The following is a 24,093-nucleotide window of genomic DNA, read 5'->3' on the forward strand; positions in this document are numbered from 1 at the left end:
CGCTTGGGCAAGGCCGCTGAGGTCATGGGGGCCTCGCGTGGCCGGGATTGCTGGGGGAAGACCGGCGTCGGGATCCGGCGCCGCACGCCTCCTGGCCGCGGGCGCAGGGCTGCTCCGCGCGCGCGCTCCGGCGCCGGTTGCCCTATATGACGGCGCGACGACACCGCGACCGGCGGAAAGCCGCGTTTATCGGGCTGTATTGGATGAAACCGGATCCCTCGGGTAGCGTATCGACCAGGATCAGGCGTCCGGCTGCGGCGATTCGGCCGTCGGGCCGCCAGGGCGGGCTTTCGTCGGAAGGACACGATGCGCGCGCTTGAGCCGCGGCTGTTCCCGTATATCTGGCGCTACTCCAAGGTCGCGCAGCTCCGGATCTGCGCCGTCGTGCTGGCGTCGCTCCCGTTCTATTTCGCCTCGCTCGACCTGCCGAAGCGCATCGTCAACGACGCGATCACGGGGAAGGCCTACGCGCACGGCGAGGCGACCGCGCCGTTCCTCGAGCTCACCGTCGAGTGGCCCGCCTTCCTGGGCGGCGGCAAGACGCACCTGTTCGAGGGGTTCCAGCTCGACCGGTTCGAGCTGCTGCTCAGCCTGTCGACGCTGTTCCTCAGCCTCGTCCTGATCAACGGCGCGTTCAAGTTCTGGATCAACCTCCAGAAGGGCATTCTCGGCGAGCGGATGCTGCGCCGCCTGCGGTTCCAGCTGTTCTCGCTGATGCTGCGCTTCTCCCCGGAGACGCAGCGGGAGGTGAAATCCTCCGAGACCGCGACGATCATCCGGGACGAGGTCGAGCCGATCGGCTCCTTCATCGGCGACGCGATCGTGGTGCCGGTGTTCCTGGGCACGCAGGCCGCGACGGCGCTGGCCTTCATCATGATGCAGAACATCTGGCTCGGCATCGCGGCCGGCGGCATGGTCGCCGTGCAGATGACCGTGATCCCGCGGCTGCGGCGGGAGATCATCCGTCTCAGCCGCCAGCGCCAGATCGCGTCCCGCGCCCTGGCCGGGCGCGTCGCCGAGGTGCTCGACGGCCTGCAGGCGGTGACGCTGAATGACACCGGCCGCTGGGAACGCGCGGAGATCGGCGGCCGCCTCTACCGGCTCTACGACCTGCGCCTGCGGATCTACCGCCGCAAGTTCGCGGTCAAATACCTCAACAACCTGCTCGCGCAGGTGACGCCGTTCCTGTTCTACGCGATCGGCGGCTACTTCGCCCTGAAGGGCCAGCTCGACATCGGCCAGCTCGTGGCGGTCCTGGCCGCCTACCGGGACCTGCCGCCGCCCCTCAAGGAGCTGATCGACTGGGACCAGCAGCGCCTCGACGTCGAGGTCAAGTACGAGACCGTGGCGGCGCATTTCGGCCCGCAGCGCCTCCTGCCGGCCGAGCACGAATCCGAGCGCGCGGCGCCCCGGCTCGGCGGGCCGCTGCGGCTCGAGGGCCTGCAGCTGCGCGATCCGCAGGGCGGGTCCCTGATCGAGGTCGGCGACGCGGAGGTGCGCCTCCCCGGGCAGGTCGCCCTGGTCCCGCCCGGGGCGATCGCGCAGGAATTCATCCGCGTGCTCGCCGGGCTCCAGGCGCCGCCCGGGGGCACGGTCCGGATCGGCGAGCACGACCTCTCGACGCTGCCGCGCCGCGACCACGCGCGGCGCATCGCCTACGCGGGCGTCCAGCCCGTGCTGTTCCCCGGGACGCTGCGCGACAACGTCCTCTACGGGCTGCGCGTGCACCCGCTGCGCACCAAGAGCCTCGACCTCAGCAAGGCGCGGATCAACGAGGCGGTGAAGACCGGCAACCCCTGCGACAGCGTCGAGGACCCCTGGATCGACTTCAAGCGCCTCGGCGTCCGGGATGCCGACGAGCTCGACGAGCGCCTGCTCGACCTGCTAGGCCGGCTCGACCTCGGCGACGAGCTCTACCGGTTCGGGCTCGGCGCCCTGAGTTCGGTCGCCCACGACACGCCGGTGGGCCAGCGCATGATCGCGGCGCGGGAGCACCTGCGCGAGCATTTCGCCCAGAAGGGTCTCGCCGACCTCGTGATCCCCTTCGCCCGGGGCCACTACAACGAGCAGGCCACCGTCGGGGAGAACCTGCTGTTCGGCGTCCCCCGCGACCCGACGCTGACGGATCCGCGCCGCCTCGCCGGCGTCCCCCTGTTCCGCGACGCGCTGGACAAGGTGAAGCTCCTCGACGAGCTCGACCGGATGGGCGTCGCCATCGCCAGCAACCTCAAGGACATCTTCGCCGACGTGCCGCCAGGCCACCCGCTGTTCCGGCGGTTCTCGCTGATCACCCCGGACGCGCTGCCCGACTACCTGCGCCGGCTCGCGCGCCTGCCCGAGGACGGGCGGCTGAGCGAGACCGACAGCGTGGCCTTCCTGGCGCTGGCCCTCGCCTATGTCGAGCCGCGGATGCGCTTCGGGCTGCTCGACGAGACCCTGGCCAAGCGCATGGTCGGCGCGCGGGCGGTCGTGCAGGGCTTCATGCACGGCGACGACGGCTGCGACGTCGAATCCTACGACCCGAACCGGATCAACCCGCGCAGCACCGTCCTCGACAACCTGCTCTTCGGCCGCATCGACACGGCGCGGATGCACGGCGAGGCGCTGATCCAGAAGGAGGCCCGCGCGGTGTTCCGGGAGTTCGACCTGGAGCGGCCGATCCAGCGGCGCGGCCTCGAGAAGGAGGTCGGCAACCGAGGGCAGGCGCTCGCCGAGCGCGTGCGGGTGCGGGTCGGCCTCGCGCGGGCGATCCTGCGCGAGCCGGAGATCCTCGTGGTCGACCGGGTGGACGAGCACCTGGAGCGGGGCGTCGACACGCTGCTCGACGTGACCGAGACCGCCCTGCCCCGGGCGAGCCTCGTGGCGAGCCTGTCGCCGGAATCCGACCCGGCCCGGTTCCCCGCGCGCCTGCCGATCCAGAGTGCCGACCGGAGTGCCGAAGCGCGCCTGCGCGCGGCGGCGGAATGACGTAAGCGTGACCGGTCCGCGCGGGGCGCGGCCGGCGGTTTACAGGGCTGCCCGTCTCCGGCACAGGATGGCACCCCATGCCAACATTCTCGGACGCCACCGCGACCCCGGACCGGACGATCCCGAGCCTCGCCGGGACGCCGCGCGTGGTGCCGCCGCACCGCGCCCCGCCCGAGCGCGAGCTGCCGCTGCCCGCCTACCTGCGGTCGATCCGCGACAACGCGCTCGCGGGCTTCCCCCGGCGCGCCTTCGAGGAGCCGGTCACCCGCCGGGGCCTGCTCGGGCGGTCGAGCTTCGTGCTGAACGACCCCGAGGCGATCCGCCGGGTGCTCGTCGAGAATCAGGCGAACTACGCGCGCACCACCGGGACGACCCGCATCCTGCGCCCGATCCTCGGCGACGGGCTCCTGATCAGCGAGGGCTCGGCGTGGCGGCATCAGCGGCGCACCCTGGCGCCGGCCTTCACGCCGCGGGCGATCGACGGCCTCGTGCCCCACATCGCCGCCGCCGTGACCGACGGGATGGAGCGCATCGCCGCCGAGGCCGCGGCGGGGCCGGTCGACCTGTTCACGTCCTTCTACCGGCTCGCCCTCGAGATCGCCGGGCGCGCCATGTTCTCGGTGGGGATGGACCAGCACGGCGCCGAGCTGCGCCAGTTCATCGCCGAGTACGCCGAGCGGATGGGGCGGCCGCACCTCCTCGACATCGTCACCCCCCCGGGCTGGCCGGTGCCCCTCGACTGGTCGCGCCGCCGGTTCCGGCGCCGGTGGATCCCCTTCCTCGACCGGATCATCGCGGCGCGCCGGGCGGTCGAGGGGGACAGGACCCGCTCGGGCGATTTGCTCGACCTGCTCGCGGCCGCGCGCAATCCCGATACCGGCGCCGCCTTCACGCCCGACGAGCTGCGCGACCAGGTCGCCACCATGATCCTGGCGGGCCACGAGACCACGGCCGGCACGCTGTTCTGGGCGGCCTACCTGCTGGCCCTCGCGCCGGAGGTGCAGGAGCGGGTCGCCGCCGAGGCGCGGGCCGCCGACCTCACCGACCCCACCGGCTGCCAGAGCGACGGGCGGCTGCCGCTCACCCGCGCGGTGATCGACGAGACTTTGCGCCTGTACCCGGCGGCCTTCGTGGTCGTCCGGCGGGCGCTGGGCCCGGACAACGTGGCGGGCCACGCGGTGAAGGCGAGCGACATCGTCATGGTGAGCCCCTGGGTGCTCCACCGCCACCGGTCGCTCTGGCCGGACCCGGACGCGTTCGATCCGGGCCGCTTCCTGCCCGGCGCCCCCGCCCCGCGGCGCTTCGCCTACCTGCCCTTCGGGGCCGGCCCGCGGGTCTGCATCGGCGCGCAGTTCGCCCTGAGCGAGGCCGTCCTCTCCCTGGCGCGGGTGCTCCAGCGGTTCCGGCTGGTGCTCGACGAGCGCGAGCCGGTGCTGCCCCAGGCGGTCGTGACGACCCAGCCCGATCGCCCCAAGCGCTTCCGGCTGATCCCCCGCGCGCCGGTCAGCCCCTGATCCCGGTGATCGTCGCCGAGATCGCCCGCGGGTCGCGCATCGGCCAGCGGCCGCTCTCCGCCTGCGCCAGGAAGTCGTCCAGCAGGCGGTTGTAGGCGTCGGGCTCCTCGACCGAGAGGGCGTGGCCGGTATTGGGCAGCACGGCGAGGGCGGCGGAGGGGATGACCCGCTTGAGCATCAGGCTCGGGGTGAGGCAGGGCCAGTCCTCGTCGCCGGCGACGATCAGGGTCGGGACGGTCATGAGCCCCAGCTCGTCCGTGAGATCGTAGAGCGACGGCCGCCCCTTCTGCACGCCGGCCTGGGTGTTGGCCGAGCCGAGGGCCGAGTGCTCGGCGAGCATCCGCCTGAACTCGGCGTGGCCGCGCGGGTCCTTGGTCTCGAACTGGACCCGCGTCGGCCCGACGGCGTAGCGCTCCGCGAAGGCCGCCATGCCGTCGCTGAGCAGCATCGCGGCGGTGGCGTCCGCCTCGGCGCGGAACAGCGCCTGCCGCTCCGGCTCCGCGCCGTAGCCGCAGCCGCCGAGGCACAGCGACAGCGCCCGGTCGGGGTGCCGCAGGCCGAAATGCAGGGTCGCGAAGGCGCCCATGGAGATGCCGGCGACGTGGGCTTTCGGCGCGCCGAGATGGTCAAGGACGGCCAGGATGTCGTCGGCGGCGCGCGCCTGCGCGTAGGCCGTGACGGACTCCGGCACGTCGGAGGGCGGGTAGCCCCGGGCGTTGAACGCGACCGCGCGGTAGCGCCGGCCGAAATGGCGCAGCTGCGCCTCGTAGCTGCGGTGATCGCCGGCGAACTCGTGGACGAAGATCAGCGGCGTCCCCTGGCCGCTCTCCTCGTAGTGGAGCCGTATCCCGTCGTCCGTCGTGGCACTCGGCATGGCGATCCTCTCATCGGCCTCCCCCGGGTTTCCGAGATGGCGCGACGGGGCGCCCGGTCGAGAGTCGGGACCGGAGTTCGTGAAAGGAACGACGAAGCCGCACCCGGCGGACCGGGCGCGGCGCGTGGATCTCCGTGCCGGCGGGGACGCTCCCCGCCCGGCTCAAGCGGCCTTCTTGGAGGAGGCCGGCTTGGCGGCCCCCTTCTTGGCGGCGACCTCGGCGAGCTTCGCGGCCAGTTTGGCGTCGAGCTTGCCCGAGGCACCGAGCGGCAGCTCGATGTCGAGGCCGAGGGTGGAGACACCCTCGCCGCGCTCCAGGGTGACCTTCACCTTGTCGGGCTCGACCGCGACGTGGTTGGCGATCACCGCTAGGATCTCCTCCCGGAGCTGGATCACGAGGTCGGGGCGACCCGACTCCGCGCGCTCGTGGGCGAGGATCAGCTGCAGGCGGTCGCGGGCGACCGCGCCGGAGCTGCGCTTCTGGAACAGTCCCAGGATGCTCACGCCGCCCTCCGCATGAACAGCTTGTCGAGGAAGGACTTGCGCTCGACCGGCAGGCTCATCGGCACGGACTCGCCCTTGAGCCGGCGGGCCGCGTCGGCATAGGCCCGCGCCGGGGCGCAGAGCGGGTTGTTCAGCGTCACCGGGCAGCCGAGGTTCGAGGCGCGCAGCACCTCCTGGCTCTCCGGGATGATCGCGAGCAGCGGGATCGACAGGATGTCGAGCACGTCCTCGGTCTTGAGCATGTCGCCGCGGTCGGCCCGCATCGGGTCGTAGCGGGTGAGGATCAGGTGCTTCTCGATGTCCTCGCCCTTTTCCGCCTTGGCGGTCTTGGAATCGAGGAGGCCGATGATCCGGTCGGAGTCGCGCACCGAGGAGACCTCGGGGTTGGTCACGACCACCGCCACGTCGGCGTGGTGCATGGCGAGCTGGGCGCCGCGCTCGATGCCGGCGGGGGAATCGCAGATCACCCAGTCAAACTTCGCGCGCAGCTCGTCCATCACCCGGGCCACGCCCTCATCGGTGAGCGCGTCCTTGTCGCGGGTCTGCGAGGCCGGCAGCAGGTGCAAGGTCTCAAGCCGCTTGTCCTTGATCAGCGCCTGCGGGAGCTTGGCGTCGCCGTTGACCACGTTGATGAGGTCATAGACGACCCGGCGCTCGGCGCCCATGACGAGGTCGAGGTTGCGCAGGCCGACGTCGAAGTCGACGACGCACACGCTCTGACCACCCTGGGCCAGGGCCGCTCCGAGGGCCGCGGTCGTCGTCGTCTTGCCGACGCCGCCCTTGCCCGATGTGACGACGAGAACCTTTGCCACGCGTCGATCTCCCTTAATCCAGGCTTGCCATTCGGATGTTGCCGCCATCGAGCCAGACCTGGGCGGCCTTGCCGCGCAGGGCCGTGCCCATGTCCTCCGCCGTCCGCACGAGGCGGTCGATCCCCAGCAACTCGGGTTCGAATTTGCGGCAGTAGATTCGTGCGCGCGGGTTACGCGCGGCTCCGGCGATCGCGCGACCGCGCAGGGCGCCGTAGACGTGGATGGAGCCGCCGGCCAGGATCTCGGCCCCCGAGGAGACGGACCCCATGACGGTCACGTCGCCGGTCGGGTTGATGACGCTCTGGCCGGAGCGGACCGAGCCCTCGACAGTGATCGAGGTGACCACCTGCGGCTCCGGCTCGGCCGGGACGCTCGGGATCTCGATCGTCTCGGACGGGTGCCCCTTGACCAGCAGCGGCGGCAGGCCGTCCACCACCGCGTCGGCCCCCTCGATGCCCAGGACCGCGATGCCGCGGGCCTTGAGCTCGTTCATGAGCGTCTCGAGCGCGTCCGGCTCGGGCTTGAGCTGGGCGCAGTCCAGGATGACGGCCCGGCCTTTCAGCAGGGTCGGCGAGCGCTTGAGCGTCGCGTCGAGGCCCGCGAGCCACTCGGGGAGCGGCGGCTCGGGGGAGAGGGCCAGGGCCTTGAAGGCCCGCCCGCGCAGGCTGAGCGGCCGGGGCGCGGAAGGAGCCGCCGCTGTGGCGGTCTCCGGGTCGATCGGCTCGGGGAGGGTGTCGCTCATGTCCGCCCGTTAAGAGTCCTTACCGGACCATTGACGGCGGGTATGGTTACCGAAGGGTTAAGTTTCTGATCCGGTCGGCAAATTCTGCCGGGATCCTTGTATCGGGGCAGCGGAGGATGGTCTCACGCCCTCGGGCGCGCGTCGCGGGGGGCTCGGCCCCGGTCTCCGTGGGTTCTCCGCGGGCTGAAAGGCCGTTAACCGACGGCCTGAACGCCGGAGCTGCGAAGCCTCTCAACCTCGCTCGAACAGGTTCAGCTTGATCGCGTCCTCCAGCAGCCGCACCTCCACGGCCTGCCCCCGGAAGGCCGGGTCGAGGTCGTCGGCGGCGCGGTAGAGACCGTCGATCGCGACCAGCTCCGGCTCGAACCGCCGGCACCAGATCCGCGCCGTCGGGTTGCCGGCGGCGCCGGCGATCGCGCGGCCGCGCAGGGCGCCGTAGACGTGGATCGAGCCGCCCGCGATGACCTCGGCGCCCGACGCCACGGCGCCCAGCACCGTGACGTCGCCCTCGAGGTGCAGGACGGTCTGGCCGGAGCGCACGGGCGCGTCGAGGATCAGCGAGCGGGCCGTCTCCCGGGCCTGCGGCTCGGCCGGCGCGGGCGCGTCCGCGGCCGACTCGTCCGGGGCGGCGACCTCCCCCGCGGGTCGTCCGCCCGACAGGGCCGGCGGGGTTCCGGAACCCAGGAGCGACGGCGACGCGCCCTCGATCCCCAGGATCGGGATGTTGCGGGCGGCCAGCTCGGCGAGCAGCCCGTCGAGATCCTCGCGGTTGAGCCGCAATCCGGCCAGGTCGAGGATCACCGGCCGGCCCGCGAAGAAGTTCGGGGCGCGGCGGTTAAGGGCGTCGAGGTCGCCGAACCAGTCGGCCACCGGGGGTATCGGCGCCAGGACGGTGGCCATGAAGGAGCGGCCGCGGAAGCGGATCGGCGGGCGCGCCGGCTCGGATGTCGGCTGGGTCACGGGCGTGTTCGGTGTGCGCGGAAGGGATCGTCTGCATCCATGGGACGGCGCCGCGCCCGGGGCAATCCCGCGAGGGCCGGTGTGACGCCTTGGCGGGCCCGCGGGCGCGTTTCTGTTGTAGAGAGAGCCGGCAGCCGAGCCGGACCGGACCGTTGAGCAGCGTCACCCCGCACGCCCCCGCCCCCTTCGTCGTCGACGACCTGACCCGCGCCAACCAGCGTCGGGCGGCCGACCCGCGCGCCTCGGCCTGGGTCTCGGCCAATGCCGGCGCGGGCAAGACCAAGGTCCTCACCGACCGGGTCGTGCGGCTGCTCCTCGACGAGGCGCCGCCCGGCCGGATCCTCTGCCTGACCTTCACCAAGGCCGCCGCGGCCAACATGGCGATCCGCGTCTTCCGGCTGCTCGGCCGCTGGGTCACGCTGGACGACGAGACCCTCGCCGCCGAACTCGCCGAACTCACCGGCGAGCGCGCCGGGCCCGAGCGCCTGCGCCTGGCGCGCCGCCTCTTCGCCCGGGCGGTCGAGACGCCGGGCGGCCTCAAGATCGAGACGCTGCACGCCCTGTGCGAGCGGCTGCTCCACATGTTCCCCTTCGAGGCGAACGTGCCGGCCCGCTTCGTGGTGCTCGACGAGGCCAAGGCCCGGGAACTGTTCGACATCGAGATGGCCAACGTCCTGGCCGACGCCGTCGCGAACGGCGACACGCCGCTCAGCGCGGCCCTCGCGCGGGTCACGCCGGAAGCCACGGGCGACACCCTGCGGGCGGCGATCCGGGCGGCCATGCGGGCGCGGAGCTTCATCGGCGACGCCGCCGGCCTGGAGCGGGCCTTCGGGCGGCTGCACGGGGCGCTGGGGCTGGCGGCCGAGGAATCCGCCGAGCGGATCGAGGCCGGGATCCTCGAGGGCGGTCCCGATTGCCGCCCGGAGGAGCGCGCCGCGCTGGTCGCGGCGCTGCGCACCGGCAAGGCCAACGACGAGAAGCTCGCCGACGCGCTCGAAGCCGCCGAGGCCGAGCGGCTCCGCTCCGCGGACCTTCCCGACCGGGCCGAGGCGCTCGCGCTCTACCGCGCGGTCTTCTTCACCCAGAAGGACGAGCCCAAGGCCGACAGCAGCCTCGGGACCAAGGGCGTGCCGGCCGGCGCCAAGGCGGCGCTGCTCGCCGAGCGGGACCGGCTGGAGCCGCTGTTCGACCGCCTGCGCGCCGCCCGGGCCCACGCCCGCACCCAGGCGCTGTTCCAGATCGCCGCCGAGATCCACCGCCGCGTCGAGGCGCAGAAGGCGCGCCTCGGCGCCCTCGACTTCGACGACCTGATCCACAAGGCGCTGGACCTGCTCGGCCGCGTCGGCGCCGGCTGGGTCCTGTACAAGCTCGACCGCGGCATCGACCACGTCCTCGTCGACGAGGCGCAGGACACGAACCCGGAGCAGTGGGCGATCCTGCGGGCAATCACGCAGGAATTCGCCGCCGGCGAGGGCGCGCGCTCCGGCAGCCGCACGCGCTTCGCGGTGGGCGACCCCAAGCAGTCGATCTACGGCTTCCAGGGCGCGGAGCCGCGGGAATTCGCCCTGACCCGCGCGTCCTGGATCGCGGAATCGCGCTCGGCCGGACTGACCTTCGAGGACGTGCCGCTCACCCTGTCGTTCCGCTCGACCGATCTCGTCCTGCGCGCCGTCGACGCGGTCTTCGCCCTCGACGCGCACAACGAGGGCCTGTCGTTCGAGGACACAGTGCGCACGACCGTCCACGCCAGCGCCCGCCCGGGCGCGCCCGGCGCCGTCGAGCTGTGGCCGATCGCCGAGCCTGAGCCGGCCGCGGAGCCCGATGCCTGGACCGCCCCCGTGGACGCGCCCGAGACCAGCGCTCCCGCGATCGTCACCGCCCGGCGGGTGGCGCAGGCGGTGCGCGCCTGGACCACCGCGGGGGACGCGACCGGCCGGATCTGGCGCCCCGGGGACGTCCTGATCCTGGTCCGGAAGCGCGGGCCGGCCTTCGAGGAGGTGATCCGCGCCCTGAAGGGGCTCGGCGTCCCGGTCGCCGGGCAGGACCGGCTCGAGGTCTCCGCCCACATCGCGGTGGCCGACCTCGTCGCCGCCGGCCGGGCGGGCCTCCTGCCGGCCGACGACCTGACCCTCGCCACCGCCCTCAAGACGCCGCTCGTCGGCCTCACCGACGAGGACCTCGTGCGGATCGCCGCCCGCCGCGACCTCGCCGAGACCCTGGAGGATGCCCTGCACCGCCACGCCGCGGCGGGCGACGCGGCCGCGCGGCGCGGGCTCGAGGCCCTGTCGGGCTGGATCGCCCTGGCGGGGCTCCACGGCCCGTTCGGCTTCTACGCCCGGCTCCTGGGGCCGCAGGGCGGCCGGGCCAAGCTGGTCGCCCGCCTCGGCGGCGAGGCCGGGGACGCGATCGACGTATTCCTCGCCGCCGCCGCCCAGGCCGAGACCGGCGAGGACGCCCCGTCGCTGGGCGGCTTCCTCGCCCGCTACGTTGGGGCCGAGGCCGGCCACACGGTCAAGCGCGACCTCGAATCGGGCCGCGATGAGGTCCGGGTCATGACGGTCCACGGCGCCAAGGGCCTGGAGGCGCCGGTCGTGGTGATCCTCGACGGGTGCGAGCCCCTCGGCCGCAACGATCCGCCCCTCCTGCCGCTCCCGGCGACGGAGATCGCGCTCCCGCCGGTCTGGTCGGGCGGGCGGACGCAGGACTGCGCCGCCACCGACGCGGCGAGGGCGGCCCTGCTCGCCAAGGCCCGGCAGGAGCACAACCGCCTGCTCTACGTCGCCATGACCCGCGCGGCCGACCGGCTGATCGTGGCGCCCTTCCGCGGCCACGAGCGCGAGACCGAGGCGGCGTGGTGCCGGATGATCCAGGCCGGCCTGGAGGCGGCACTCGGCGCCGGCCGGGCGCTGGAACTCCCCTACGGGCCCGCGACCCTCTGGCAGGACGGCGCCCCGCCGGATCCCGCCCCCGCCGCGGGTGCCGCGTCGGCCAGAGCGGAGGCCGGGCCGGAGCCCGACTGGCTGCGCGGCCCGGTGCCGCCGGAACCGACCTCCGAGGCCCTGAACCCGTCCGGCGCCCTGCAGGCGGCGGACGGAACGCGCGTGCCGCCGCCGCGCCTCGCCGACGCGCAGGCCCGGCGCCGCGGGATCCTGACCCACGCCCTGCTGCAGCACCTGCCCCGGGTCGAGCCGGACCGCCGGGAGACGGCCGGGCGCGCCTTCGTGCAGGCCCGGGCGCCCGGTCTGCCGCGCGCGGCCGCTCCCGCGATCGTCCGGTCAGTCCTGCGGATCATCGACGCCCCCGACCTCGCGCCGCTCTTCGCCCGGGACGCCCGCGCGGAGGTGGCGCTGTCGGGGCGTGTCCGTGCCGGCGGGACAGAGAGGGTGGTCCAGGGGCGCGTCGACCGCCTCGCCGTGACGGCGGACACGGTGCACCTCGCCGACTTCAAGACCGGGCGCCCGCCCGAGCCCGGCGCGCCGCTGCCCGCCGCGGAGGCCGGCCAGATCGCCCTCTACGCGCGCCTCCTCGCGCAGATCTACCCGGGCCGGACGATCCGGCCGATTCTCGTCTGGACCTCGGGGCCGGTGATCCGCGCCCTCGATTCCGACGACGTCGCGACGGCCCTGGACCGGATCGGGATCGAGGCGTGAGCCGTGCCCTAGGGCGCGTGCCCGGAAGCGGTCCGCATGCGCCAGCGCACGTCGCGGCGCGGCGATTGACCGAGAGAGCCGTGCGTCCCGGGCACCCCCGCCCTCCCCCGGCGACCGGACTTCTTGACCGGGCGCCGGGCCGTCGCCAATTCTGACCGGACCGCGCGGGCCTCTGCCCGTTCGACGCCGCCCGACGGGCGGCGGATTCCGAAAGGTGACGTTATGGCGACGGTGAAAGTAACCGACGCGAGCTTCGAGCAGGACGTTCTCAAGTCCGCCGAGCCCGTCGTGGTGGATTTCTGGGCGGAGTGGTGCGGCCCCTGCCGTCAGATCGGCCCGGCCCTCGAGGAGATCGCGACCGACCTGCAGGGCAAGGTGAAGATCGCCAAGGTCAACGTCGACGAGAACCCGCAGATCGCCGCCCAGTACGGCATCCGCTCGATCCCGACGCTGCTGCTTTTCAAGAACGGCGAGCGCGTGGACCAGAAGGTCGGCGCCGCACCGAAGGGCGACCTGTCGCGCTGGATCGGCGCCCAGACCGCCTGACCCGCCGTCGCGGCTCCGAACGACAAAAAGAAAGCCCGGCCGCGAGGCCGGGCTTTCTCGGTTTCGAGCCCAAGTTTTTTATTTCGGGATCCCGGTGCTTGGCCCGGGATCCCGTATTCCGTCTCAGTACGAGCCGAACTTGTAGTTCAGGCCGGCGCGGACGACGGCGAAGGCGTTCTCGTTCCGGCTGGCGCCGGCGAGCGAGTACACCGGCACGAGGCCGACCGGGGAGATCGCAGCACCAACCAGCGGCGCCTGGGCGCGGCCGTTGTTGTTGTCGAGGTTCACGTACAGACCTTCGACCTTCAGCGTGACGGCCGAAGAGCGGAAGAAGTTCAGGAACGAGTCGGTGGGCAGGGCGTACTCGACACCGCCGCCGACCGTCCAGCCGGTCTTGAAGTCGTTCCGGCGGCCGGCGAAGTTCTGCAGGCCGACGCGAGCGCCGTCATCCGTGCCGGTGGCGTAGGCGAAACCGCCGGTGGCGTACACGAGGGTCCGGTCGAAGGCCCAGCCGAGACGACCGCGGACGGTGCCGAAGAAGTCGATGGTGTTGAGCGTGCCGTTGACCGGGATGAAGCCCGGGTTGATCGCCACGGCGTTGGTGGCGAAGCGGGCGCGACGGCCGAAGTCGAGGTACTGGGCGTCAGCCTCGAAGCCGATCACGGCGCCGGAGCCCGGGGTCAGCTGCCAGTTGTAGCCGATCTGGCCACCGCCCGAGAAACCCTCGCGGCTGTCGTTGCTGTAGACCAGCGACGAGCCGTTCGGCAGCAGGGCCTGGTAGGGGACGAGACCGCCCGGAACCAGAGCGACCGGGTTGCCGGGCGTCTGGACGAAGCCGCGGGTGGAGTTGCTGCTGGCGTCGAACGCGTAGCCGGCGTTGATACCGAAGTAGGCGCCGGTCCAGGTGAACACCGGAACGGGGGTGAACACCGGCGGCGGCGCGGCGCGGCGCGGCAAGTCGGCGGCCGAAGCGGCGGCCGTGAGCGCGGTGAACGCCGCGAGAGAGGTGAGAAGCTTCTTCATTACTGTGATCCCCAGCATAAGCCCGATCGCCGGTGAAACTATGCGATCGGGCCCCGCGAGGATGTAGCTTAGCTGCCACAGCGGGAGGAAAGCGTGGCCGTGGACGGGTGTCCGTCCGGGCGATTGCGGCGATTCGACGGATTTTCGAATGCAGAATCCGGATTTCACAGGTCTCCGGTTCCCGGCCACTTGATACAGCGGCCGCGCGCGGCGCTCCCAGACTGGAGACGACTCAGACCGGCGGCGTGTCGTTGGCGGCGAGAACCATGCCGGCCAAGTAGAGCGATCCGCAGATCAAGATTCGCGGCGGGCGCTCGAAGGCGATGTCCCGCACGAGGGCGAGGGCCGCCTCGATGCTCGGCGCCGCGTAGGTCTTGAGGCCGACATCCTCGCCGATCCGGGCCACCTCCTCGGCCGGGCGCGCGGCCATGGTCCCGGTGATCGGGACGGCCACCAGGGCCCGGGCCAGGCCCACGAAGTTGCGCAGGAACCCGTCGGCGTCCTTCGTGCCGAGCAGGCCGACCACGAGGACGAGCGGCACGTCGCTCTTCTCGCCGAGATCCGCCATGGCGGCCGCGAGGATCCGGCCGCCGTCGATGTTGTGGCCGCCGTCGAGCCAGAGCTCGGTGCCGGCATCGAGCTGGGCGGCCAGCCGGCCGCGGCCGAGGCGCTGCAGCCGTCCCGGCCACTCGACCTCGGTCAGGCCCCGCTCCAGGGCCGCGATCCCGATGTCGCCGAACCCGGCGGCGCGCAGCGCGGTGATCGCGGTTCCGGCGTTGACCAGCTGGTGACGCCCGGCGAGGCGCGGCCGCGGGAGGTCGAACAGGTCGGTCTCGTCCTGGTAGACGAGCCGGCCGCGCTCCTCGTGCACGGAGAAGTCCTGGTTGCCCACCAGCACGGGCCCGGCCCCGAGGGCTTCCGCGCGCCGGCAGAGGACGGCGTCGGCCTCGGCGTAGTCCTGGGCGGCGATCACCGCCGGGCAGCCGCGCTTGAAGATCCCGGCCTTCTCGGTCGCGACCGACTCGACCGTGTCGCCGAGATACTCGGCATGGTCGCGGCCGATCGGCGTCACCACCGCGCAGGCCGGCCGGTCGATGACGTTGGTGGCGTCGAGCCGGCCCCCGAGGCCGACCTCCAGGAGCAGCACGTCAGCCGGGCTCTCCGAGAAGAGCAGGAACGCCGCGGCCGTGGTGATCTCGAACATCGTGATCGGCTCGCCGGCATTGGCGCTCTCGCAGCGCGCGAAGGCGTCGGCCAGCCGGTCCTCGTCCACGAAGTGCCCGCCGCCGATCCCGCCGATGCGCATCCGCTCGTGGAAGCGGACGAGGTGCGGGGAGGTGTAGACGTGGGCGGCCAGGCCCCCGGCCTCCAGGATCGACCGCATGAACGCGATGGTCGAGCCCTTGCCGTTGGTGCCGGCCACGTGGATCACGGGCGGCAGGCGGCGCTCGGGATGGTTGAGCCGCGCGAGCAACCGCTCGATGCGCCCGAGCGACAGGTCGATGGTGCGGGGGTGGAGCGCCAGGAAGCGCGCCATCAGGGCGTCGGACGAGGCCATCGCCGGGCTCAGGCCGCCTCGGAGGCCGCGGCCGGCGCGCCGGCCTGGGCCGCGTTGGTGAGGAGGCTGCAGAGACGCGTGATCGTCTCCTTGAGCTGGTGCCGGTGGACCACCTGATCGACCATGCCGTGCTCGCGCAGGTACTCCGCCCGCTGGAAGCCGTCCGGCAGCTTCTCGCGGATCGTCTGCTCGATCACCCGCGGTCCCGCGAAGCAGATCAGCGCGCCGGGCTCGGCGAGGTGGACGTCGCCCAGCATCGCGTAGGAGGCGGTGACGCCGCCCGTGGTCGGGTTCGTCAGCACCACGATGTAGGGGAGCCGGGCCGCGTTGAGCCGGCGCACCGCCACGGTGGTCCGCGGCATCTGCATCAGCGACAGGATCCCCTCCTGCATGCGCGCGCCGCCGGAGGCCGCGAACAGCACGTAGGGCGTGCGCTTCTCCAGCGCCGTCTCGGCGCCGCGCACGAAGGCCTCGCCCGCCGCCATGCCGAGCGACCCGGCCATGAAGCCGAATTCCTGCGCGGCCAGCGTCATCGGCAGGCCGCCGACCCGGCCGAAGCCGATCTTGAACGCGTCCTGCAGGCCGGTCTTGGCCCGGGCCTCCTTGAGCCGGTCGACGTAGCGCTTCTCGTCGCGGAACTTCAGCGGGTCGGGCGTGACCTCGGGCAGGGCCACGTCGATCCACGTGCCCTCGTCGAACATCATCTTCAGGCGCGCCTGGGCGCCCATCTTCAGGTGATGCTCGGATCCGGGAATGACCCAGTGATTGGCCTCCACCTCCTTGTGGAACACCATCTGCCCCGTGTCCGGGCACTTGACCCAGAGATTCTCGGGCGTCTCGCGCTTGAACAAGGTCTTGATCCGGGGGCGCACCACCTCCGAGATCCAGTTCATCGGTTCGACCATCGACTTGCGTCCGTCCGCTTCAAGCCCGCGCAGATATCAGGTGCGGCGCGCTCCGCCGCCAGGGGTGCCCGGTCCGCCCGTCAGGCGGCCCGCCCGACGCCCGCCGACCGCACGCCCGCGGCGAGTTCGCGCACCAGCTCCGTCACGGCCTCGACGCTTCCGGCCTGCGCCCGGCCCTCGCCGTCGAGGGAGCGCACCAGGGCGTCCACGAGCGCGGAGCCGACCACGACGCCGTCGGCACCCTCGGCGATCGCCGCCGCGTGGGCGCCGGTCTTGACGCCGAACCCCACGACGACGGGCAGCTCGGTGTGGCGGCGGATGCGGGCGACCGCCTCGGAGACCTTGCCGAAATCCGGGGTCGCCGTCCCGGTGATGCCGGTGATCGACACGTAGTAGACGAAGCCCGCCGTGTTCGCGAGGACGGCCGGCAGGCGCCGCTCGTCGGTGGTGGGCGTGGCGAGGCGGATGAAGGCGAGGCCCTTGCCGAGGGCCGGAAGGCACAGCTCGGAATCCTCCTCGGGCGGGAGATCGACGACGATCAGCCCGTCGACGCCGGCCGCCAGCGCGTCGTCGAGGAAGCGGTCGACGCCGTAGGTGTGGATCGGGTTGTAGTACCCCATCAGCACGATTGGCGTGGTGTCGTTGCCGGCGCGGAAGCGGCGCACGAGGTCGAGGGTGCCCGACACCGTCTGGCCCGCCTTGAGCGCCCGCAGGCCGGCCGCCTGGATCGCCGGGCCGTCCGCCATCGGGTCGGTGAACGGCAGGCCGAATTCCAGGATGTCGGCGCCGGCGCCCGGCAGCGCCTTCAGGACCTCGAGCGAGGTCGCTGGATCGGGATCGCCGGACATCACGTAGGTGACGAGGACGGACCGGTTCTCCGCGCGGGCGCGGGCGAAGGTGGCGTCGATGCGGCTCGGCATGGTCGGTCGATATTCGCTTCTGCAGGGCCGCCGACGGCCCGGGATTGCCCCCGCGCTACACCAAAGGCACCGGCCCGTGAAGCGGGCGGGCCCGCGGCGACCGCGGGCGAAGGCGTCCCGGAGGCCCGGCCACGCGCGAGACGCGGCCATGCGCGCGGGCCGGTTGCCGGGACGGCGGCGCCGGCCTAGCCCTCGCCCATGCCCGAGTCAGCCCTCCCGTCGCGCCCCCTGGCGGCGCTCCTGTTCGACATGGACGGGACGATCATCAGCTCGATCGCCTCCGCGGAGCGGATCTGGTCGCGCTGGGCCGAGGCGCACGGCCTCGACGCGGCGTCCTTCCTGCCGACGATCCACGGCGTGCAGTCGGTCGAGACCATCCGGCGGCTGAACCTGCCGGGCGTCGATCCCGTGGCCGAGGCCGCCGCGATCACCGAGGCCGAGATGGCGGATGTCGACGACATCGTGGCGATCCCGGGGGCGCAGGCCTTCCTGGAGGCGCTGCCGCGCCACCGCTGGGCGATCGTCACCTCGGCGCCCCGGCGGCTGGCGGAGCGCCGCCTCGCGGCGGCCGGCATGCCGGTCCCCGACCTTCTGGTGGCCGCCGAGGACGTGGCGCGGGGCAAGCCCGCGCCGGACTGCTTCCTCCTGGCGGCCGGGCGCCTCGGCGTCTCGGCGCCGGACTGCCTCGTGTTCGAGGACGCCCCGGCCGGCATCCGGGCGGCCGAGGCCGCGAATGCGGCCGTCGTGGTCGTCACCGCGACCCATCACGAGCCGGTGAGGACCGGTCATCCGACGATCGCCGACTACACCGGGCTGCGCGTCGCGGCGGCCCCGGACGGGATCTGGGTGACACGGACCGCCTGAGCCTCTCCATCCCGGCCGCGGATCCGCTGGCAGCCGGCCCCGCCCGGTCGTATCGCCCGCTTGCGCCGCGCGGATCGCGGTGAAGGGACACGGCCATGGTGACGATCAGTCGACGCCGCGCGCTCGGGGTGGTCGCCGCCGGCGCCACCGCGGGCCTCGGCCCCGCCGCGGCCGCCGAGGCGCAGCCGGCCCCGCTGTTCCCGCTGCCGCAGGCCACCATCCCGATCCAGGGCGAGGCGCAGGTCTTCCCGGTCCGCCGGATCTACTGCATCGGCCGGAACTACGCGGCCCACGCCCGCGAGATGGGCTCCGACCCGTCGCGCGAGCCGCCCTTCTTCTTCCAGAAGCCGGCGGACGCCGTGCAGGTCGTCGCGGGCGGCGTCGCCGACCACCCCTACCCGTCGCTGACCCAGAACTACCACCACGAGATCGAACTCGTCGCCGTGCTGAAGTCGGGCGGTCGCGACATCGCGGCCGCGCAGGCGCTCGACCACGTCTACGGATACGCCACCGGCCTCGACATGACCCGCCGGGACCTCCAGCGCGGCATGGGCAACCAGAAGAAGCCCTGGGAGATCGGCAAGAGCTTCGACCAGTCCGCGCCGATCACGCCGATCCTGCCGGTTGCCCGGGTCGGGCATCCGGCGCGCGGCCGCATCCGGCTCGCCGTGAACGGCACCGTGCGGCAGGACGCCGACCTGTCGGACATGATCTGGTCGGTCGCCGAGCAGATCGCCGAGCTGTCGCGGGCCTTCGAGCTGAAGGCGGGCGACATCGTCTTCTCGGGAACGCCCGAGAATGTCGGGCCGGTCGTCCGCGGGGACGTGCTCGCCGGCTCGATCGAGGGCCTGCCGGACCTGTCGATCCGCATCGTGTGATCGCGCGTCGCGCGATCCCCCGCGGAGATCCGGTCGCGGCGGGGCGTTGACTTTCCCCGCCGGCGTCGCGGCTTTATCCGGTACGGATCCGCGGGGGCAGGAGCAGCGCGCGTATGACCAAGCCCGACGGCGTGCCGCCGCACCTCTTCGAGACCGCCGAGGGCCGCCGTCTCGTGGAGGCCCGCTCCGATCCGGCGTGGCGCCGCTGGGGGCCCTACCTCAGCGACCGGCAATGGGGCACGGTGCGGGAGGATTACAGCCCGAAGGGCGACGCCTGGGACTACCTGCCCCACGACCACGCCCGGTCCCGCGCCTATCGCTGGGGCGAGGACGGGATCGGCGGCTTCGGCGACCGCCACCTGAACTGGTGCCTGTCCCTGGCGCTGTGGAACGGGCGCGACCCGATCCTGAAGGAGCGGCTGTTCGGCCTGACCAACCAGGAGGGCAACCACGGCGAGGACGTCAAGGAACTCTACTACTACCTCGACGGGATCCCGACCCACGCCTTCATGCGGATGCTCTACAAGTACCCGCAGGCCGCCTTCCCGTACGGGCGCCTGGTCGAGGAGAACGCGCGGCGCGGCCTCGACGACCCGGAATTCGAGCTCCTTGACACGGGCCTGTTCGACGAGGGCCGCTACTTCGACGTCGAGATCGCCTACGCCAAGGCCGCCCCCGACGACATCCTGATGCGGGTGACCGCGACCAACCGCGGCCCGGACCCGGCCGCCCTGACGCTGCTGCCGCAGCTCTGGGCCCGCAACACGTGGTCGTGGAAGCAGGGCACGCCGAAGCCGGAGCTGATGGCCGGGTCGGAGGGCTCGGTCTGGGCGCGCCACCCCGAGATGCCGACCTTCCGGTTCTTCGCCGAGGGCGCGGGCGACCTGCTGTTCACCGAGAACGAGACCAACACGCACCGGCTGTTCGGCAGCGGCCCCGCCGAGGGCTTCTACAAGGATGGGATCGACCGGTGCGTCGTGGGCGGCGACCGGGCCGCCGTCAACGCCCTGTCCGGCACCAAGTGCGCCGCCCGCTACGACCTGCATCTTGGCCCCGGCGAGACTCGGACCGTGCGCCTGCGCCTGCGCGCCGAGACCGCGCCGGGCGCGCCCTTCGCGGATTTCGACGCCGTCTTCGCCGCCCGCGAGGGGGAGGCCGACGACTTCTACGGGGCGCTCCAGGCGCCGATCGCCGATCCCGAGATGCGGCTCGTGCAGCGGCAGGCGCTCGCCGGCATGCTCTGGTCGAAGCAGCTCTACCATTACGACGTGCGCGAGTGGCTCGCCGGCGACCCGGCCCAGCCCGCGCCGGCGCCGGAGCGGCGACACGGCCGCAACAGCGACTGGTCGCACCTGCGCGCCAACGACATCATCTCGATGCCGGATGCCTGGGAGTATCCCTGGTTCGCCTCCTGGGACCTCGCCCTGCAGGCGATCGTGTTCGGGCTCATCGACCCGGACTTCGCCAAGAACCAGCTCCTGCTGCTGGTCGACGAGGCCTACACCCACCCGAACGCCGCGCTGCCGGCCTACGAGTGGGGCTTCGGGGACGCCAACCCGCCGGTCCACGCGCTGGCCGCCTGGCGGGTGTTCGAGCTGGACCGGGCGCTCACCGGCCAGCCGGACCACGCCTTCCTCAAGCGGATCTTCAACAAGCTCACCCTGAACTTCACGTGGTGGGTGAACCGGAAGGATTCCGACGACCGCAACTTGTTCCAGGGCGGCTTCCTCGGCCTCGACAATATCGGGATCTTCGACCGGTCGAAGCCGGTAGGCGACGGCGCCACGCTGACCCAGTCCGACGCGACGGCGTGGATGGCGACCTACGCGCTGAACCTGATGCGGATCGCCATCGAGCTGGCGCTCGACGACCCGACCTTCGAGGACATGGCGGAGAAGTTCTTCGAGCACTTCCTCCTCATCGCCGGCGCCACGGGCGCGGGCGTGTGGGACGAGCCGGACGGCTTCTTCTACGACGTCATCGAGACGCGCGACGGGCAGCGCCTCCCGATCCGCGCCCGGACCATGGTCGGCCTGATCCCGATCTTCGCGGTGGCGGTGATCAACGAGTGCGACCTCGCGCGGCTGCCGTCCCTGCGCAGCCGGATGGTGTTCTTCCTCAAGAACCGCCCGGACCTCGCGACCCTGGTCTCGCGCTGGAACGAGCCCGGCGAGGGCCAGACGGCGCTGCTGTCGCTGCTGCGCGGGCACCGGCTGAAGGCGCTGCTCCACCGCGCCCTCGACCCGAACGAGTTCCTCTCGGATTACGGGCTGCGCGCCGTGTCCCGCGTCTACGCGGACGAGCCGTTCTGCTTCGCCTGGGACGGGCGGGACCTGGGGCTCGCCTACGAGCCGGCCGAGTCGCGCTCGCGGCTGTTCGGCGGCAACTCGAACTGGCGGGGACCGGTGTGGATGCCGGTCAACTACCTGCTCATCGCCGGGCTGAACCGCTTCCACGACTATTACGGCCCGGATTTCAGGGTCGAAGCGCCGACCGGGTCGGGCCGGACCTACGCGCTCCGAGAGATCGCCGCCCACCTGTCACGGCGGCTGATCAGCCTCTCGACCCGCCGCCCGGACGGGCGCAGGCCGGTCTACGGCGACAGCCGGATCGAGCAGGAGGATCCGCATTTCCGCGACCACGTCCTGTTCTACGAGTACTACCACGGTGACAGCGGCCGCGGGGTCGGCGCGTCGCACCAGACCGGATGGTCCGGGCTCGTGGCCCTGCTGATCCAGGAAGTGGCGACCGCCGCCGCCGAGGCGCAGAACCCGGGCTGGCCGTGAGGACCGGTCGCCGGGCTCGCGCGCCGGCGACCGACGCCCATTTACTCCGCGGCCTGCTGCATCCGCAGGCGCTGGCCTTCGCCGATCTGGCGGGAGATCGTCGAGCGGCGGGCGCTGTAGACCGCCGAGACCAGCGGGTAATCGACGGGCAGGCCCCACTTGGCCTTGTAGGCCTCGGGCGTGAGGCCGCGCATCGTCAGGTGACGCCGCAGGGCCTTGTAGGGCTTGCCGTCCTCGAAGCTGATGAGCGTGTCCGGCCGGATCGAGGCCCGGATCTGCGCCTCGGTCGGCCGCCGGACCTGCGGCTCCGCGGGCTGGTCCAGGGCGGTGATCGAGCGGTGTACCTCGGAGAGCAGGTCCGGCAGCGTTCCCGCCGGGACACTGTTGCGCGTGACGTAGGCGCTCAGGATCTTTGCGGCGAGTTCGACGCTCGGCGATGTCATCTGCATGGTCGTCACCTCGATTCTACGTGTTTCGGATGTGGCTCTCGTCGGTTTCCGTCGGGCTCTTCGCCGCCGACGGCCGGTGCATGTCCCTGAGACGTTCTCGGCCTCGGCCGGAGGCGGCGGATGGCCTCATTATGGGCCAGTCCGCCGCCGCTACAACCGAGCCGCGCATTTATCGCGCCGATATTTCTACTTAGGATTGAGATTTAGGGTCAACGACGAATCAACGGGCGCGTCGTTGTTCCGGCTCAAGTGCGGTATTGAGGACTCACCTGCCCAACCGGGCGCGTTGGAGAACGCGAAGACATGGAGGCCCTGGTCGTCGGAGCCGGCGTCGTCGGACTCGCCATCGGGCGGGCACTCGCGCTGCGCGGGCATGCCGTCATCGTGGCGGAAGCCGAGGACGCCTTCGGAACGGGGGTCTCGTCCCGCAGCTCGGAAGTGATCCACGCCGGCATGTACTACCCGGGCGGATCCGAGCGCGCGCACCACTGCGTCGAGGGCGCCCGCCGCCTATACAACTTTTGCGCGAGTCACGGCGTCCCGCATCGCGCGTGCGGCAAGCTGATCGTCGCCTCCGACGACGCGGAGGCCGAGAAGATCGCGGCGATCCGACGCCAGGGCGAGGCCAACGGCGTCCCGGGCCTCGAGCTCCTCGACGGACGCGCCGCCCGGCAGCTGGAGCCGAATCTCGCCTGCACGGTGGCGCTGCACTCGCCGCACACCGGCGTCGTCGACAGCCACGCGCTGATGCTCGCCCTGCTCGGGGCGATCGAGGATCACGGCGGCGCGCTCGCCCTGCGCACCCCGGTCGAGGGCCTGACGCGGCGGGACGGGCAGTGGCAGGCCGCGTTCGGCGGCGCCGAGCCCGGCACGATGGCCTTCGACGCGGTGGTCAACGCCGCGAGCTTCGGCGCCCCGGCCCTGGCCGCCGGCACGGAGGGCTACCCGGCCGAGCGCGTCCCGACGCTGCGCCTCGCCCGCGGCAACTACTTCGGCTGCACCGGCAAGCCGGCCTTCTCGCGGCTGATCTACCCGGCGCCGCGGATCGACGGCGGCCTCGGAATCCATCTCACCCTCGACCTCGCCGGCCGCACCCGCTTCGGGCCCGACGTGGAGTGGGTCGACGGGTTCGACTACCGGGTCGATCCCGCGCGCGCCGAGGCCTTCTACGGCGCGATCCGGCGCTACTGGCCCGGCCTGCCCGACGGGGCGCTGTACCCGGACTACGCGGGCCTGCGGCCGAAGCTGACCGGGCCCGGCGAGGCGGCGGCCGACTTCCGGATCGACGGGCCGGCCGAGCACGGCCTGCCGGGGATCGTGCACCTGTTCGGGATCGAGAGCCCCGGCCTGACCTCCAGCCTGTCGCTCGCCGAGGCGGTGGCCGACCGGCTGGACGCCTGAGGCCACAGAACAGCAGGTGCTCAGAACAGCAGGTGCAGCGCCAGGGGCGCGAGGATCGCCGTCAGGAAGGCGTTGAGCCCCATGGCGATGCCCGCGAAGGTGCCGGCGACCTCGCTGACCTGGAAGGCGCGGGCCGTCCCGATGCCGTGGGCCGCGAGCCCGGCCGCGAAGCCGCGGGCGCGCATGTCGCGGATCCGCAGGAGGTTCATCATCGGCGTCACGAGGATCGCCCCGATGATGCCGGTGAGGATCACCAGGATGGCGGTGAGCGTCGGGTCGCCGCCGAGCGCCTCCGCGATGCCCATCGCGACGCCCGAGGTCACGGATTTCGGGGCCAGCGAGACGAGGATCGGCTGTGGGATGTCGAGGAGGCGCGCGAGGCCGATCACCACGGCGAGGGTGGTGGCCGACCCGGCGGCGAGGGCCGCCAGCATCGGCGCGAGGGCGCGCAGGACGGTCGCCCGCCGCTCGTAGAGCGGCATCGCCAGCACTACGGTGGCGGGCCCGAGCAGGAAGTGGACGAACTGCGCGCCCTCGAAATACGCCCCGTAGGGCGTGCCGGTGACGGCCAGGACCGCCCCCACCAGGACGACGGTGATGAGGACGGGGTTGGCGATCGGGTGCCGGCCGGTCACGGCGGCGATCCGGTCCGCCAGGACGTAGGCGGTCAGCGTCACCGTCAGCCACAGGAGCGGCGTCTTGGCGAGGTAGACCCAGAGCGAGAAGTCGCTGCCCACCCG

General features: G+C 72.6%; 19 protein-coding genes. 8 read left to right on the forward strand and 11 right to left on the reverse strand.

Annotation, left to right across the window (positions count from 1 at the left end):
• Positions 1-306: 306 nt before the first annotated feature.
• Complete coding sequence (locus ACLBYB_RS12960; protein WP_447699013.1) at positions 307-2,967, forward strand: ABC transporter transmembrane domain-containing protein; 2,661 nt, start codon at positions 307-309, stop codon at positions 2,965-2,967.
• A gap of 77 nt (positions 2,968-3,044) precedes the next feature.
• Positions 3,045-4,481 carry a cytochrome P450 gene (locus tag ACLBYB_RS12965; protein WP_447699014.1) on the forward strand — a complete coding sequence of 479 codons (1,437 nt, stop codon included), beginning with the start codon at positions 3,045-3,047 and terminating at the stop codon, positions 4,479-4,481.
• Here the strand turns inward: ACLBYB_RS12965 and ACLBYB_RS12970 are convergent.
• The 5 genes from ACLBYB_RS12970 to minC (ACLBYB_RS12990) form a co-directional block, all read right to left on the reverse strand.
• Complete coding sequence (locus tag ACLBYB_RS12970) at positions 4,471-5,355, reverse strand: alpha/beta fold hydrolase (protein ID WP_447699015.1); 885 nt, start codon at positions 5,353-5,355, stop codon at positions 4,471-4,473. The two genes, ACLBYB_RS12965 and ACLBYB_RS12970, sit on opposite strands and share 11 nt — an antisense overlap.
• Before the next feature lie 162 nt (positions 5,356-5,517).
• Positions 5,518-5,859, reverse strand: a complete 342-nt coding sequence (minE, locus tag ACLBYB_RS12975) for a cell division topological specificity factor MinE (RefSeq protein ID WP_042672278.1) — start codon at positions 5,857-5,859, stop codon at positions 5,518-5,520.
• Positions 5,856-6,671 carry a septum site-determining protein MinD gene (gene minD, locus ACLBYB_RS12980; protein ID WP_020093046.1) on the reverse strand — a complete coding sequence of 272 codons (816 nt, stop codon included), beginning with the start codon at positions 6,669-6,671 and terminating at the stop codon, positions 5,856-5,858. Before minD ends, minE begins: the two co-directional genes overlap by 4 nt.
• Positions 6,672-6,684: 13 nt before the next feature.
• Complete coding sequence (minC, locus tag ACLBYB_RS12985; protein WP_447699016.1) at positions 6,685-7,413, reverse strand: septum site-determining protein MinC; 729 nt, start codon at positions 7,411-7,413, stop codon at positions 6,685-6,687.
• A 231-nt stretch (positions 7,414-7,644) separates the two neighbouring features.
• Positions 7,645-8,313 carry a septum site-determining protein MinC gene (minC, locus tag ACLBYB_RS12990; protein ID WP_447699062.1) on the reverse strand — a complete coding sequence of 223 codons (669 nt, stop codon included), beginning with the start codon at positions 8,311-8,313 and terminating at the stop codon, positions 7,645-7,647.
• 212 nt (positions 8,314-8,525) lie between these two features.
• Between minC (ACLBYB_RS12990) and addA the strand changes: the two genes are divergently transcribed.
• Both addA and trxA read left to right on the forward strand, forming a co-directional pair.
• A complete protein-coding gene (gene addA / locus ACLBYB_RS12995) occupies positions 8,526-12,023 on the forward strand; it encodes a double-strand break repair helicase AddA (RefSeq protein ID WP_447699017.1) in 3,498 nt (1,165 codons plus the stop codon).
• Between the two features lie 222 nt (positions 12,024-12,245).
• The gene (gene trxA, locus ACLBYB_RS13000; protein WP_010682902.1) at positions 12,246-12,569 is read left to right on the forward strand and encodes a thioredoxin; all 324 of its coding nucleotides are present in this window, start codon (positions 12,246-12,248) and stop codon (positions 12,567-12,569) included.
• A 123-nt stretch (positions 12,570-12,692) separates the two neighbouring features.
• Here trxA and ACLBYB_RS13005 read toward each other — a convergent pair whose 3' ends face one another.
• The 4 genes from ACLBYB_RS13005 to trpA form a co-directional block, all read right to left on the reverse strand.
• The gene (locus tag ACLBYB_RS13005; RefSeq protein ID WP_020093042.1) at positions 12,693-13,592 is read right to left on the reverse strand and encodes an outer membrane protein; all 900 of its coding nucleotides are present in this window, start codon (positions 13,590-13,592) and stop codon (positions 12,693-12,695) included.
• Positions 13,593-13,824: 232 nt separating this feature from the next.
• Positions 13,825-15,150: a bifunctional folylpolyglutamate synthase/dihydrofolate synthase gene (locus ACLBYB_RS13010; protein ID WP_100251862.1), complete on the reverse strand. Its 1,326-nt coding sequence runs from the start codon at positions 15,148-15,150 to the stop codon at positions 13,825-13,827.
• An 8-nt stretch (positions 15,151-15,158) separates the two neighbouring features.
• The gene (gene accD / locus ACLBYB_RS13015; protein WP_091680513.1) at positions 15,159-16,055 is read right to left on the reverse strand and encodes an acetyl-CoA carboxylase, carboxyltransferase subunit beta; all 897 of its coding nucleotides are present in this window, start codon (positions 16,053-16,055) and stop codon (positions 15,159-15,161) included.
• 80 nt (positions 16,056-16,135) lie between these two features.
• Positions 16,136-16,975, reverse strand: coding sequence for a tryptophan synthase subunit alpha (trpA, locus tag ACLBYB_RS13020; protein WP_091927169.1), 840 nt, complete (start codon positions 16,973-16,975; stop codon positions 16,136-16,138).
• A 198-nt stretch (positions 16,976-17,173) separates the two neighbouring features.
• On the opposite strand from trpA, the gene ACLBYB_RS13025 reads away from it, so the two are divergent.
• From ACLBYB_RS13025 to ACLBYB_RS13035, 3 genes are all read left to right on the forward strand, one after another.
• Positions 17,174-17,839 (forward strand): HAD-IA family hydrolase, encoded by a 666-nt coding sequence (locus ACLBYB_RS13025; RefSeq protein WP_447699018.1) that lies wholly within the window; start codon positions 17,174-17,176, stop codon positions 17,837-17,839.
• A gap of 95 nt (positions 17,840-17,934) precedes the next feature.
• Positions 17,935-18,717 (forward strand): fumarylacetoacetate hydrolase family protein, encoded by a 783-nt coding sequence (locus tag ACLBYB_RS13030; protein WP_447699019.1) that lies wholly within the window; start codon positions 17,935-17,937, stop codon positions 18,715-18,717.
• Between the two features lie 113 nt (positions 18,718-18,830).
• Positions 18,831-21,503, forward strand: a complete 2,673-nt coding sequence (locus ACLBYB_RS13035; protein WP_447699020.1) for an MGH1-like glycoside hydrolase domain-containing protein — start codon at positions 18,831-18,833, stop codon at positions 21,501-21,503.
• A gap of 41 nt (positions 21,504-21,544) precedes the next feature.
• Here the strand turns inward: ACLBYB_RS13035 and ACLBYB_RS13040 are convergent, their stop codons facing one another.
• Positions 21,545-21,952: a MucR family transcriptional regulator gene (locus tag ACLBYB_RS13040; RefSeq protein ID WP_026604910.1), complete on the reverse strand. Its 408-nt coding sequence runs from the start codon at positions 21,950-21,952 to the stop codon at positions 21,545-21,547.
• A gap of 303 nt (positions 21,953-22,255) precedes the next feature.
• Here ACLBYB_RS13040 and ACLBYB_RS13045 point away from each other — a divergent pair, with 303 nt between their 5' ends.
• A complete protein-coding gene (locus ACLBYB_RS13045) occupies positions 22,256-23,353 on the forward strand; it encodes an NAD(P)/FAD-dependent oxidoreductase (protein WP_447699021.1) in 1,098 nt (365 codons plus the stop codon).
• Positions 23,354-23,373: 20 nt separating this feature from the next.
• On the opposite strand, the gene ACLBYB_RS13050 is transcribed toward ACLBYB_RS13045, so the two are convergent.
• Complete coding sequence (locus ACLBYB_RS13050; protein WP_447699022.1) at positions 23,374-24,090, reverse strand: LrgB family protein; 717 nt, start codon at positions 24,088-24,090, stop codon at positions 23,374-23,376.
• Between the last annotated feature and the right edge of the window lie 3 nt (positions 24,091-24,093).

Source organism: Methylobacterium sp. D54C (genome assembly GCF_053345595.1).

Bases quoted from the DNA above. Each gene is read 5' to 3' on its own strand.
- ACLBYB_RS13035 (WP_447699020.1), top strand. From the start codon at position 18,831: ATGACCAAGCCCGACGGCGTGCCGCCGCACCTCTTCGAGACCGCCGAG.
- ACLBYB_RS13045 (WP_447699021.1), top strand. From the start codon at position 22,256: ATGGAGGCCCTGGTCGTCGGAGCCGGCGTCGTCGGACTCGCCATCGGG.
- ACLBYB_RS13030 (WP_447699019.1), top strand. From the start codon at position 17,935: ATGGTGACGATCAGTCGACGCCGCGCGCTCGGGGTGGTCGCCGCCGGC.
- minC (WP_447699016.1), bottom strand. From the start codon at position 7,413: ATGAGCGACACCCTCCCCGAGCCGATCGACCCGGAGACCGCCACAGCG.
- ACLBYB_RS12960 (WP_447699013.1), top strand. From the start codon at position 307: ATGCGCGCGCTTGAGCCGCGGCTGTTCCCGTATATCTGGCGCTACTCC.
- ACLBYB_RS13005 (WP_020093042.1), bottom strand. From the start codon at position 13,592: ATGAAGAAGCTTCTCACCTCTCTCGCGGCGTTCACCGCGCTCACGGCC.
- ACLBYB_RS13010 (WP_100251862.1), bottom strand. From the start codon at position 15,150: ATGGCCTCGTCCGACGCCCTGATGGCGCGCTTCCTGGCGCTCCACCCC.
- trpA (WP_091927169.1), bottom strand. From the start codon at position 16,975: ATGCCGAGCCGCATCGACGCCACCTTCGCCCGCGCCCGCGCGGAGAAC.
- ACLBYB_RS13040 (WP_026604910.1), bottom strand. From the start codon at position 21,952: ATGCAGATGACATCGCCGAGCGTCGAACTCGCCGCAAAGATCCTGAGC.
- minC (WP_447699062.1), bottom strand. From the start codon at position 8,313: ATGGCCACCGTCCTGGCGCCGATACCCCCGGTGGCCGACTGGTTCGGC.
- accD (WP_091680513.1), bottom strand. From the start codon at position 16,055: ATGGTCGAACCGATGAACTGGATCTCGGAGGTGGTGCGCCCCCGGATC.
- trxA (WP_010682902.1), top strand. From the start codon at position 12,246: ATGGCGACGGTGAAAGTAACCGACGCGAGCTTCGAGCAGGACGTTCTC.
- ACLBYB_RS12965 (WP_447699014.1), top strand. From the start codon at position 3,045: ATGCCAACATTCTCGGACGCCACCGCGACCCCGGACCGGACGATCCCG.
- ACLBYB_RS12970 (WP_447699015.1), bottom strand. From the start codon at position 5,355: ATGCCGAGTGCCACGACGGACGACGGGATACGGCTCCACTACGAGGAG.
- ACLBYB_RS13025 (WP_447699018.1), top strand. From the start codon at position 17,174: ATGCCCGAGTCAGCCCTCCCGTCGCGCCCCCTGGCGGCGCTCCTGTTC.